This window comes from Lacipirellula limnantheis, assembly GCF_007746075.1.
GTDB lineage: Bacteria > Planctomycetota > Planctomycetia > Pirellulales > Lacipirellulaceae > Lacipirellula > Lacipirellula limnantheis.
Genome location: NZ_CP036339.1, coordinates 6232348 through 6245558, shown reverse-complemented (window position 1 = coordinate 6245558; position 13211 = coordinate 6232348). Strand labels below are relative to the sequence as shown.

Here is a 13211-nt window from a genome sequence, read left to right as displayed (position 1 = left end):
CTCGGGTAGATGAGAAAAGCGAATTGACAAGTCCCTTAGGGACGATTGAAAGTCAGTCCCTAAGGGACTATGACGCGGCAAAGTTGCAGGCAACGCAGCGTTGAAACGCTGGGCTAATGTCGCGACGTCCCACCGCGACGGGATCGATGCTCATCACGTTCTTCGCTAGCGCGCGATCGTCGCCTCCAGGTCTTTGCTCAGCGTCGGCGCCCCGGGGCTGATGGACGATGTTCCGTGCCCGCGATCGTGCCGGCTCCACCAGACCTCGGCTTCCTCGATCGACCACTCGGTCGCCGCGGGGCAGCGCGCCAGTCGTTGGGCCAAGTCGCGCGCCGTCTGGGGACGCTTGGCCCGCGACTTTTCGAGGCAAGCGAGAATCGCCTCCTCGAGTTCCACCGGCACGGGTTTGCCGAGCCGCGTCGAGGGCGCCACGGGGATGGCGTTGAGGTGCTTGTCGCACAACTCCATGACGGTGTTGGCCTCGAACACTGTTTTTCCGGTCAGCAAGAAGTAGCCGACGGCTCCCACGGCGTAGATGTCGCTGCAGCCGTCGACGGAGCCCGGCAACTGAATCGCTTCGGGAGACATATAGAGCGGCGTGCCAGCCATCGAGCGATCGTCGCCGTTTTGTTGCTCTTCGCGCGCGCGGACCAGGCCAAAGTCGAGGACTTTGACCACGTCGGCCTCGCCGCCGCGCCGCGTGAGGAAGAGGTTGGCAGGTTTCACGTCGCGGTGCACGAGGCCTTGCGAGTGGGCTTCGTAGAGGGAGCCGCAAATCTGCCGCAGTAAGTGAATGACGCGCCCCGGGGGCTGCGGGCCGTACCGCTCGATGAGGTTCTGCAGGTCGATCCCTTCGAGGTATTCCATCGCGTAGTAAAAGACCCCTTCGGGCGTGCGGCCGTAATCGAAAATCTGGACGGTGTTCGGGTGGGTAAGCTGACTGGTGATCTGGACCTCGCGCTCGAAGCGGGCGATCGACTGATCGGTGACGACATGAGCGTCGAGCAGCTTGATGGCCGTGGGCCGGCGGAGCATGGCGTGGCGGCCTTTGTAGACGACGCCCATGGCGCCGGCGCCGAGCTTTTGTTCGAGCTGGTACTGGCCGAGTTGTTTGGCTTCGATCGCGGCGGCGCGGGCTTCGCGCTGCAGCTTTGCGACGCGGATGGTAAAGAGGAAGATCGCCACCGAGCTAAGCATCAGCAGGCCGAGCAGCGTCCAGAACGTCCGCTTCAAGATATACAGCGGGCCGTAGGCTTCGCTCATGTCGACTTCGGTGGCGACGCCGAAATCGTACTTGTCGAGCCAGGCCCAAGCGGCGACGGAGGGCACGCCGCGATAATCGTTGTGCCCTTCGACGTCGACGCCGTTCTTTCCCGAGGCGGCTGCTTCGACGACGGCCGTGAGGGGCATTTCCGATCGGCGTGCCTGGGGGCGGTAGCCAGCGGTCAGGTCGCCACCCGGATCGCGCACCAGGACGTTGAGGATCGATCGCGCGTCGGGCTGGTCGGGAAGGATGCCCAGCAGGATCAGCTGATCGTCGAATCGACTGTTGGAAAGCATCAGCCCATTGGCGTCGAAGGCGTAGGTCTCGCCCGATTCGTTGTAGCGACCGAGCTGCAAAAGTTGCGTGAAGTCGCGCTCCGGACGAATGCGCAAGCCGAGCGAGGCGACGACTTGAAAGTTTTCGTCTCGGACCGGCGCGCAGACGATCATTGTCGGCACGCCCGTGCGCCGCACGCCCGAGGCATCGCGAATGGCCGAGACGCTGGCGTACGGCTTCGAAACGACCGCGGTGCCGTCGAGCGCTTGATCGACGAACCTCGTGAGCGATGCCGGCGGTTCGATGCCAACGAGTTCGGGCTCAGATCCCGCCACCACGCGGCGTTCGCGGTCGACGAGTACGTACCCGAAGTAGTTATGCGAGGTCATCGCGGGACCAAGGGCGTCGGCCAGCGCCTGGCGCGCCTTTGCCAGCGTCGCGGTCTTATCGGCGGCGTCGCTCCGATTGGCGGCCAACAGTTCGCCGACCAGGCGGCGCGTTTCGGCATCGTTGGACATGGCCTCGGCGTTACGCTCTTGCGTTGCCATCCACCGTTCGACCATCGCCCGCTCGACCTCGAGCAGCGTTTGCAGCTCCGACTTCAAGTTGGCCTTCATCGTCGACTCGATCGCGCGGTGGACGATGAAGCCGAGAGTCGAAAGGAGCACGACGGCAATGATTGGCCAGAGCCACAGCTGCTTTTTCAGGAACAGTCGCGTCGTGGTGAGCGTGTGCGAGACGCTGCGGGCAGCCCACGTCATGTGGGCCGCCGGCGCACGACTGCTGCTGTGATGGACGTTGCGGCGGAAGCGGTCGAGAAAGCTCATCGGCGGCGGCGTTTGATTGAATCGACGGGTTGGGCGCGTGTCGCCCGCAACGTTGCTGCGGGGCGAAGCTCGGGCGTCGGCAGGCGCTGCCCCTTGGCGGAGCAGGGGCGGCTACCCTAGGAACGTTAGCACAGGGGAGGAAGTTCGACGCAACTTCGAGTATAGTCACCCGATTGGCGCCGTGTTTTCCCGCAATTTCAGCCCCTGGCTCCGCCCAGGGGGGTGGCCGCTATTCCGGTTGGTAACGTCCCGCGTGAGGCTACCCCCTGGTGGAGCCAGGGGCTGCAGTGAGGAATCGACATGCAGGAAATCGACTCGCCGGGCCGCTTCTACCTCGGACGGGATTACGATCTCGCCGCCGGCGCCGTCGGAGCGACGCCGCTGCTCTACCAGACCGAAAACCTCACCACCCATGCCGTCTGCGTCGGCATGACCGGCAGCGGCAAGACGGGGCTCTGCATCTCGCTGCTGGAGGAGGCGGCGCTGGCCGGCATCCCGGCGATCGCCATCGATCCGAAGGGGGACCTCGGCAACTTGCTGCTCGCCTTTCCCGACCTGCTCCCAAGCGACTTCCAGCCGTGGGTTGATCCGAGCGTCGCGTCGCGGAAGGGGATCACCGTCGAGGAGTTGGCCCAGCAGGCGGCCGAGTTGTGGAAGTCGGGGCTGGCGAAGTGGAATGAGGATGGAGCGCGGATTCAACGCTTCACCGACACGGTCGATCGCGCCATCTACACTCCGGGTTCCAGCGCCGGGTTGCCGCTGACGGTGCTGAAGTCGTTTGCCGCACCGCCGCAGGCGGTGCTTGATGACGCCGATGCGCTGAACGATCGGATTCAAGGCGCGGCGTCGGGATTGCTCGCGTTGTTGGGGGTGACGGCCGATCCGGTGACCAGCCGCGAACATATCCTGCTCTCGAACGTGCTCGGTCAGGCCTGGCGCGAGGGACGCTCGCTTGATCTGGCGGGGCTGATTCACGAACTCCAACAGCCGCCGTTCAAGCGCGTCGGCGTCGTCGACCTCGACAGCTTTTTTCCGGCGAAGGATCGCCTGGAATTTGGCATGCGGCTGAACAACCTCCTGGCGTCGCCTTCGTTCGCGAGTTGGCTGGAGGGAGAATCGCTCGACGTGCAAGGATTGCTCTATACGAAAGAGAACAAGCCGCGGCTCTCGATCATTTCGATCGCCCACCTCACCGACGCCGAGCGGATGTTCTTCGTCACCATTCTGCTCAATGAAGTCATCGCTTGGATGCGCTCGCAACCGGGCACGGGCAGTCTGCGCGCGATCCTCTACATGGATGAAGTCTTCGGCTTTTTCCCGCCCACGGCCAACCCGCCGGCCAAGCGGCCGATGCTCACGCTGCTGAAACAGGCTCGCGCCTACGGCCTAGGGTGCGTGTTGGCGACCCAGAATCCGGTTGATCTCGACTACAAAGGGCTCTCGAACGCCGGCACTTGGTTTCTCGGCCGCTTGCAGACCGAACGCGACAAAGCTCGAGTCATTGAAGGGCTGGAGGGGGCGTCAGCCGAAGCGGGAGCGACGTTCAATCGGAAGGCGATGGAGGCGACCCTCGCCGCGCTCGATAGCCGCGTGTTCTTGATGAACAACGTCCACGCGAGCGGGCCGAAGGTGTTCCAAACGCGGTGGGCGCTGTCCTACCTCGCGGGGCCGCTCACGCGCTCCCAGATCAGCACGTTGATGGCTGCGCGCAAAACTTCGGCGATGCAGTCCGCAGCGACGTCGCAAGCGCCGGGGTCATCGTCGCCTAGTCGAGAACCGGTAGGCTCGACGCCCGCGCAACAACGTCGCGCGCCGGAGTCGACGAGCGCCAAAAGCCGCCCGGTCCTTTCTGCCGAAGTTACGCAGCGATTTTGGCCGCTGGACGAGAGCGTCAAACCAGCTGGCGGCGAGCGACTCACCTATCGCCCTGGGCTGTTTGCGGTCGGCCGTCTCCACTTTATTCGCGCGAGCGATGGCATCGACGTGTGGCGCGACTTCGCTGCGCTCCAGCCAGTGCATGGAGACATGCCGCAGCCCACGTGGGAGACCGCCCAAGTCATGGGCGAACGGTCGACGCTTCTCGACGAACCGGAACCCAGCGCCGCATTCAGCGACTTGCCCGGCGACATGGCCGTGGAGCGAAATTACCGTCGCTGGGATGACGACCTGAAAAATCACGTTTACCAATCCCAGCGGCTGACGCTATGGGAATGCGTCGAGTTCGACGCCCGCTCACAGCCGGACGAGTCGGCAGAGGCCTTTCGTCAGCGATTGCTGCCGGAGGTCATCAAACGCGTTGAACAGGAGGTGGACGAAGCCGAGTCGGCGGCCAACGAGACGCGCTGGTGGCTCTTCGGGTTCATGTCGCAGGCGATCGTGCGGGGCGCCGAGATTATTCTGGTGCGCATTTTCGGCGGACGAAGCCGCAAGCAACTGGTGACGCAATCGCTGTGGACCCAAATGTCGAAGGACCGGCAGAAGCACGCGGCGGCGAAGTCGCACCTCCGCGAGAAGCAACGGGACCTCGATCGGCTCACAAAGTTGACGGCGCCCCCCGTCGACCCACTCGACGCCGACGCCGAACCGCTGCATGAACTAAAGCTGACCAAGATCGAGGTCCCGCCGCGCAAGGGCGACATTGAAGTGCAGCCCGTGTCGCTGGTGTGGTTACCCTGGTGGATCGGCGACGACGGCGCGGCGCGAACTGCTTACTGAATAGCGATTAACCGCCAAGGACGCCAAGAGCGTTGAGGAAGTAGAGGAACCACCGATAGACGCCGATGGACGCTTATAAACGCAGATGATGGGTGAAGAACGAAGTCAGCTTTCTTGAGAAACAATCTGCATTCATCTGCGTTCATTGGCGGTTCCTTCAATTAACATGGCATTTCCTTGGCGCTCTTGGCGTCCTCGGCGGTTCAATCTAAACCCTTTCCTGACCGAAGCTCATCATATGAACGAACGCGAACGTTGGATTATTTACCCGCTGCTCTTTTTCGCCCTCGGCGCCGCGCTGCGCGATAAGTTCACGCAACAGGTGACGACCGACCGGCTTCATGCGGGCAAAATCTATTGCGAAGAGCTCGAAGTGATCGACTCCGAGAAACCCGACCGCATCGTGGCGAAGCTCTCATCGAATCCGCCGCAACGAGACAATCCGAACGCCGACCGGTATGGCGTCTTCCTCCTAATCGATAGCGAGGGGAAAGAGCTGTGCGGCGTCACGAACAACCAGCTGCAAGTGAGCCGCATCGCCTGCAATGCGGTGACGGTTCTCGACCCGAAGGATCCAAATCGCGTCTTGGCGCTGCTCACCGCCGCTGAAGCCGCCAAACCGGACGGCACGACTCGGCGACTTGGCAGCCTGCTGCTCACCGACAACGAGGGGGTGCGCCAGTTTGGATTGGCCGACGATCAGCTCAGCATGCGGCAGATCGTGTGCGAGGGGGTGGCGGTGGTGAACCCCGAGAATCGGGGCCAAGTCCTCGCCGCGCTCGGCTCGGTCGCGGTGCAGCCGGAGGGGGAGGGCGCCAAGTCAGAGCGATTTGGCGTCCTGGCGTTGAACAATGAACAATTCGGCAGTTTGCATGGAAACCCACCCAAAAGGCCGCTGGAGAACCAACCCCCCCGCGACCCGGCCGAGGGCGACGATGAACGCCCCGCGGAAGGGGCTGGCGCCGACCAGAAGCCAGCCGCCAGCGATGAGGCGGACACGTCCGGAGACGCCGACGAACCGGCAAAAACGCCTGCCGACGCCCCGGAACAGCAGGCCGAGAAAGCGTAGGGAACCGCCGCGCGTTAAGCGTTTACGATGATTCGAGCGGTAGCGGCCGACCCCGCCGATTCTTCGGAAAACTCCGGCCGCGCGCCCCTCGATCGCGTTGCATTCCACTGAGGGGCAACGCTACGTTAGTTGAGCGCTTTGCCTGCGTCTCGAGAGATCATCATGCCCGCCGGCAAGGAGCACCCCCATGCGGCCTGCGACCCATATGCTGCCCACTAGCAATACTTTCCGATTTCGGTACGACATTTTCTCCCTGCTACGATCGGTCATGCCAGCAGAAGCGCCAACGCCGCAGTCGGAATTGAGAAGCGTCGCCGAATTGCTGCGCCGTCGCGCCGCTGAGCGCCCGCTGCAAGCCGCGTTTGTCTTCGTGCCGGAGAGCGCTGCCGCCGATGGCCGCGGCGAGTTGAGCTGGACGTACGCTGAGCTTGATCGGCGGGCTCGGGCCGTCGCTGCGGAAGTGAGCCGCGTTGCCGCGCCGGGCGAACGCGCCGTGCTGGTCTTCCCGCCGGGCCTGGAGTTCATCGCGGCGTTCTTTGGGTGCCTGTACGCCGGCGTCCTGCCTGCGCCGGCGACCTATCCGAAGCCGCGCCGGCCATCGTCGCGACTCGATGCGATCGTCGCCGATTGCAAGCCGCTGGTCGCGCTCACCACCAGCGAAACGCTCGGCATGATGCAGCTCGACGAGCAGTCGGCCAGCGTTCGCGCATTGGAGTGGATTGCCGTCGACCGCTGCCGCGATGAAGATGCGTTTGCCGACCCAGTTCAACGCGCGGCCGGCGACGCGGCATTCTTGCAATACACCTCTGGCAGCACCTCGCAGCCGCGCGGCGTCGTGGTGACTCACGGCAACTTGCTGCACAATCTTGAGTTGATCCGTAGCGGTTTTTGTCTGAAGCGAGCGGACGAGAGCTTTCCGCCAGTCGCGGGAGTTTTCTGGCTGCCGGCGTATCATGACATGGGGTTGATCGGCGGGATCCTGACGCCGTTGTTCGTCGGCGGCACGTCGTACTTGCTCGCTCCAGCGACCTTTTTGCAGCGCCCCAGCGCGTGGCTCGAAACAATCTCGCGGACCGGCGCCGCGATTAGCGGGGCGCCGAATTTCGCTTACGAGCTCTGCGCGCGAAAGATCTCGCCCGAGCAGCGGGCGGCGCTCGACCTGAGCCGTTGGAAACTCGCGTTCTGCGGCGCCGAGCCAATCGACGCGCGGGCTCTCGACGATTTTGCCGCGGCATTCGGCGATCGCGGCTTCAACAAATCAGCGTTCTTCCCCTGCTATGGCCTGGCCGAAGCCACGCTCATGGTGAGCGGCTGCAGCCGCGCGGAGGGGCCGCGCGTGTTTCAGGCTGATCGCGCAGCGTTAGGTCGGCACCGCCTGGCTGCGGCCGCGAGCGCGACCAACGTGCAAACGCTCGTCAGTTGCGGCAAGCCGCTCGGCGATCAGGAGGTGCGCGTCGTCGATCCGCACACCTTCGAGCCGTGCGGCGACGGTCAAATCGGCGAGATTTGGATCGCCGGCGGATCGGTCGCCAAGGGGTACTGGAATCATCCGGAAGAGTTGTGGCAAACGTTCGGAGGCCGCCTCGCCGACGGCAGCGGACCATTCCTGCGCACCGGGGATCTTGGAGCCTTCGACGCGGGGGAGTTGTTCGTCACCGGTCGTGCGAAGGACGTGATCATCATCCGGGGTCGCAATCTTTACCCCCAGGACATTGAACGCACGGTTCAACAGGCCCACGAAGCAGTGGATCTCGGCGCGGCATTCTCCTGGGAAGTCGACGGCCACGAGCAGTTGGTCGTCGTCCACCAGATCGCTCGCGAACATCGCCGCAACGATATGACGCCGGTGCTGCGTGCCATCCGCGCCGCCATCGTCGAAGAGCATGACGTCGACCCTTACCAAATCGTGCTGCTGCGACCGGGAGGATTGCCGCTGACGTCGAGCGGCAAGGTGCAGCGGAGCCGTTGCCGCGACCTGCTCGTTGCGAACGGGTTGGAACAACTCGCGTCATGGATGCAGTCAACGTCGGCCGGCGCGCCGACCATCGATCCGCTCGCCGAAACAGAACCGTTCAACGGCGCAGCACAGGGCCGTGGCGCCCGTCACGGCGCCGAGTTCCTGAACCATGTGGGAACAATGGCGCCGGAACAACTCGCTCAGGAGATTCAGAGCTGGATGCTTGAGTGGCTGGAAGAGCGCGTCGAACCTGGCTGCGGCGTTATGTCGCCCATCGTTCCCTTCACCGAACTTGGGATGGACTCGCTGACGGCGCTGGAATTGAACGTCGACTTTGAGAAGGTCCTCGGCGTTCGCTTGCCTCCCGCCGCCGCTTGGAGCTATCCGACCCCCGCCGAGTTGTCGCGCTTTCTCGCCGACTCGATGCTGGGCGTCGCCGTGCTGGGCGAACCAAGCGGCAACGGGGTCGACTCATGGTTCGCCGCGATGGAAGCAGACGCGCGGCGAAAGTAAGCGGCCTTCTCGGCTTGTCCCAGGTTGGCCAAAACGAAATGAGCGAGTCGGCGTGCGTCTTTACTCTGCCCTAGCGTCCGTCACGTCAGCGCGCGTCGCCTCTGGAGTCGGCAGCAGCGCCATGGGCTGCACCATGGTCGGCTCATCAGGCAGCGTTGGCTCGACTGGTAGCGGCACGGGTGGCAGCGGCTCGACGTCGGTGGGCGGATCCGCGGGAGGCGTCGCGACGGGCTCGGTGGGAACCGGCATCCCGAGGCCGAGCGGATTCGACTCCAGCGACTGTTGATCGTAGGCCCCGCCGCCAACGACCGGTTGGCGAGCCGAGGCATAGTTCAGCACCCGCGGGCGGCCGCGAAGACGATCGCGTTCAGCCGCATCCGCGTACGCCTTGTCGGCCCAAGCCGATTCAGCCAGCACGATGCCGTCGTAGTCGAGGAGCGTGCCTTTGGCAAAGTGGACGTTTTTGATCGCCACCGCGTACTCGGCCATCGCCTGGTAGTAGCTGCTCTCGGCTTCGGCCAAGCGGCGCTGTGCTTCGAGGACGAAGTCGAGCGGCGCCTTGTCGGCATCGTAGGCCGCTTCGACGGCGTCAAGCTGATGGCGGGCGGCGTCAAGACGCCTTCCGGCCGTCTGCGTCACCACCACCGTGCGATCGAACTCTGCGACGGCGTTAGCGGCGTCGTGGAGGACGATATGTTCCTGCTCCCGGAGCACTGCCCGTGCGCGGGTGAGCTGCAATTCGGCGTTGCGCGCCGCCGCCGCCCCCTGCCGGAAGCCGATCGGCATGTTCAATTCGAAGCCTACCTGCCATTCCTGGAAGTCGCCGCTCACGAGATCCATGTAAGCATTGTCGAACCGATCGCGACCCGTCGAATCGCTATGGATCAAGTCGTGGCCGAAACCGCGCCAGCGCTGGCGCGCAACCGCATCAAGGCGGGGAAGCAGGTAGTTGCGGCTGGCGATCTGTTCCAACTCGAAACGACGCGTTAGCCACCGTTGGCGACGGAGTTCCGCGCGGCGCACGAGCGACTCGCGGGTGATTTCTTGCCAATCGAAGCGAATCGGTGCGCTCACGGGTTCGTCCGCGGGACGAATCAACCGACCGTCGCTCGGCGGCAGACCGACCAGCATGCGCAGGCGTCGCTCAGCGACCTGCACGCCGCCGCCGCCGCGGAACGTGCCCCCGCTGCTGCCATTGTTGACGCTGGTGCCGCCAAGCAATCGACCGGCCAGTGCGTTCTCGACGTCCTCCTGAAACCGATAGAACTGCTCGCGAGCCTGCGCTTCTTTCTCCGCCTCGCCGCCACGCCGGCTGGAAACGTAGAGGGCATTGATCCGGCGCCACGTTTCGAGCGCCGCGTCGCGGGCGGCAATCTTGGCGTCAAGGTCGCGATAGGCGAAGTAGAGATCCCAGTAAGCATTCTCAACGTTGCTCACCAGATCGCGAACGGCGATCTCGAAGTCCGTCAGCTCGACGTCGGTGTTCAGTCGAGCCACGAGCACGCCGTTGTACAAACCGGGCGTGGTGCTGGGGCCCGCAATCCGATTGAACTCCACGCCGGCGCCTTGCAGCAACGGTTGGCGAGCTTCGACCTCGAAGTTCGTATTCCACGCGCTGGGGAACAGGTTGCTCGGAGCATTGTTCGCGTCGTAGTCGGTGTAGTGCCGCACGGCGAACTGGGTGCCCGTCGCCGAGCGTTTGGCGATCTGCGTTTGCTGAACGAGTAGATCTTGACTGAGCAGCCGCGTGCCGCCGCCGAAAAACTCGTTATTCAAGGCGCGGTCGTTCTTCGCTCCAAAAATGCTGCTGGTGAGTTGAGCATCGAAGGCGCTGAGCGCCGCATCGACGCCAAACCGAGGATTCGTTTCGACGACGGCCGGGTTCCAGTACGTTTCCACGGTGGCCGGCGACCGCAGCACGGTCCCGCCGAGGTCGCGGATGACGTCGGACTGAGCCATCGTGATGCGAACCGCTTCCTCGAGCGTGAGGTTCCAGTACTCCATCTGGCCAATCGAGGCGAGCGTCAGCGGTTGAACGGCGGCCCAATCCTGTTCGCTGTGACTGCAGGGAGTCACCACGGGGTTTTCGATTTGGGTCGCCGCCAGCGCTCGATAGCAGTCGTCGTCGACCGCCTTGAACGCCGTTTTGTCGCGCATCCGGCACCCCTCAGCCAGCAGCAAGCAGGCGAGCAGCGGCCAGACGAAAGCAGGATGACGCGACCAGCGCATGTGGCGACTAGGTAAGAGCGGGGAAGGCGTCCATGACTGTGGTCTGAACTGAGGAGCCTCGAACAGGTTTTCGTCACGGTAGAAACGGTAGAACGATGATTTCCGGCAGAACCCCCAAGGCTTGCGCTACCTTCCCAAATTGCCTCCGAGCGGCAAATGCATGAGCGAATGCCGTCTCCGCAGCCTGCCGATCGCCGGCTGCTTTGCTACCGACGTGCCTATACTGGAAGTCATGTCCGATCCGCCCCTGGTCTCCGCTGATCGCTCGAATGCTAGCTGGTCGCAGCTGGAGGCGCTGGTGGAACGCCTGCACGAAGCGGCTCGCAGCGAGCTAATGCCGCGCGAGTTCTTCCGGCGCCTACTGATGGAAGCGTGCGCGGCCAGCGGTGCGACGGCGGGGGGCGCCTGGCTGCGCACCACGCGCGATGCCATTGAATTGTTGGTTGAGGTTTCCGACGGCGCCGACGAAGCGGTTGGAGCTGTTCCCAGAGATTTCTCGGTTGGGGAACGGCCTGTTGCGGAACGGCGCGACGCCGTCCGCCGGCAACTGAAATTCGTTTCCCAGGCGATTGCCCTGGACAACCACCATCCAACCGACGCGGGACCGATCATCTGTGCCATTGCCGACGTCGCCGCGGGAGGCGCATCGTCGCCGGCGGCCGTTGGCGCGCTGGAGTTTTTCTTCCGCGACCAATCGAGCAGCGCGCTGCAGGAAGCGCGCCGCGAACTGGTAACGACCCTGGCATCGATCGCCGCCGACTACCACGCGCTCAGCGAACTACGACGGCTGCGCGCGACGGCCGAGGTACAGCTGCAAGCCGTCGACCTGTTGCGGCGCATCCAACAGCCGCGCAACCTGACGGGGACGGCGTTTGCCGTGGCCAATGAGGCGCGGCGACTGTTATCGTGCGATCGCGTCGCATTATTGCTGCGGGTTGACGAGACGTGGCGACTGCTCTGCGTGAGCGGAGCGAGCCGTGTCGACCGGCAGAGCGAGTTTGCGCGACTGTCGGAGCGACTGGCGGAAGACATTGCCAACTGGGGCGAGCCGATTCTTCACGAGGGCGGCCATGCTGATGAACTCGATCTGCCGCCGCGCCTGGCTTCAGCGCTGGCGGATCATCTCGACTGTTCCCACGCCCGCCAGCTGGCAGGCGCCCCAATTGGATTGGAGCTTTCTACACCGGATGAGACTGTCCCTTCTAGCGATCGCGTGAAGCGCACGCGGTACGATGCCGTGCTCATTGCTGAACGCTTCGACGGCGCCGCCGACGATGGTTGGCAGCGTCAGCTTGTCGAAATCGGCGAGCTGTGCGCTCCGTCGCTCGCGCGGGCGGCGACGCTCGATCGATTTCCGGTGCGCACCGCGCTCGTTTGGTCCGATCGGCTAGCCGCATGGCAGCGCCCGCTGCAGCGTCGGCGGGCGTTATGGATGATCGGTGCGGCGGCAACTTGCGCGGCTGCCCTCGCATTCGTGCCGGCGCAACTGTCGGTCGAGGCGCCGGCGACCCTGGCGGCAGCGGTTGAGCGAGAGATTTTCGCCTCGGCTACGGGAACTGTCGCCGAGATTCGCGTTGAACATGGCCAACAGGTGCGGCAAGGCGACGTCCTCATCGTGCTGAGCGATCCGGAACTTGCCCTCAAGCTGCAGCAAGTTCGCGGCGAAGTCGACGGCGCCCGGGAACGCCTGGCCGCGCTCGCCGTCACTCGTACCGATCGCAAGTTGGCGGATCGCGAGACGGAAGATCGATTGCCCTTGTCGGCGGAGCAACGGCAATTGGAAGAACGGCTGGCTACGCTGAGGGCGCAGGAAGCGTTGCTAGCCGAGCGACACGAGGCGCTGACCCTCCGTAGCCCGATCGCCGGCGAGGTGCTAACGCCTGACGTCCAGAGTCTATTGTCGTCGCGGCCGGTGGAGCGCGGGCAAGCGTTGCTCACCATCGCGGACGTCGGCAGCGGCTGGCAGTTGCGTGCTGAGGTCCCGCAGCGCGACGTGGGCGACGTGGTCGAAGCGCAAGCGGCCGCTGTCGCGAGCAATCCGCCTACGAGCGTCGCAGCAAGTTTCCGCCTGAGCGGCGACGTCACCGCGACCTATCCGGCGCACGTTGTGGCGATCGACTCTGCGGCGCCATTGGAGGCCGATGGCCTGGAGGACGCGGCCGCGCCCGTGCAGGTGCGGCTAGCCGTCGATGCAACTCCGCCCGCGGCCGCACGACCTGGCATGGCAGCGTCCGTCCGCATTGATTGCGGCCGGCGTTCGCTCGGCTATGTCTGGCTGCACGACGCAGCGGCGACGATCTATCGATGGATCACCTTTTAGCGTGATGCACCTCTTTTCGAACTGCGGGCGTCAAACACGAT

At 64.3% G+C, this 13211-nt stretch carries 6 protein-coding genes; 4 read left to right on the top strand and 2 right to left on the bottom strand.

Annotation, left to right across the window (positions count from 1 at the left end):
• Positions 1 to 165 precede the first annotated feature (165 nt).
• Entirely contained in the window at positions 166 to 2367 is a 2202-nt protein-coding gene (locus I41_RS24375) for a serine/threonine protein kinase (RefSeq protein ID WP_145435631.1), read from the bottom strand.
• A gap of 300 nt (positions 2368 to 2667) precedes the next feature.
• Between I41_RS24375 and I41_RS24370 the strand changes: the two genes are divergently transcribed.
• The 3 genes from I41_RS24370 (at position 2668) to I41_RS24360 (ending at position 8621) form a co-directional block, all read left to right on the top strand.
• Entirely contained in the window at positions 2668 to 5082 is a 2415-nt protein-coding gene (locus I41_RS24370) for an ATP-binding protein (RefSeq protein WP_145435630.1), read from the top strand.
• Positions 5083 to 5320: 238 nt separating this feature from the next.
• Complete coding sequence (locus tag I41_RS24365; protein ID WP_145435629.1) at positions 5321 to 6151, top strand: hypothetical protein; 831 nt, start codon at positions 5321 to 5323, stop codon at positions 6149 to 6151.
• A gap of 268 nt (positions 6152 to 6419) precedes the next feature.
• Positions 6420 to 8621, top strand: a complete 2202-nt coding sequence (locus I41_RS24360; protein WP_168207135.1) for an AMP-binding protein — start codon at positions 6420 to 6422, stop codon at positions 8619 to 8621.
• 60 nt (positions 8622 to 8681) lie between these two features.
• On the opposite strand, the gene I41_RS24355 is transcribed toward I41_RS24360, so the two are convergent.
• Entirely contained in the window at positions 8682 to 10850 is a 2169-nt protein-coding gene (locus I41_RS24355) for a TolC family protein (protein WP_145435627.1), read from the bottom strand.
• A 232-nt stretch (positions 10851 to 11082) separates the two neighbouring features.
• Here I41_RS24355 and I41_RS24350 point away from each other — a divergent pair, with 232 nt between their 5' ends.
• On the top strand, positions 11083 to 13170 hold the full coding sequence (locus I41_RS24350; RefSeq protein ID WP_168207134.1) for an efflux RND transporter periplasmic adaptor subunit: 2088 nt from the start codon (positions 11083 to 11085) through the stop codon (positions 13168 to 13170).
• The last annotated feature ends 41 nt before the right edge of the window (positions 13171 to 13211 follow it).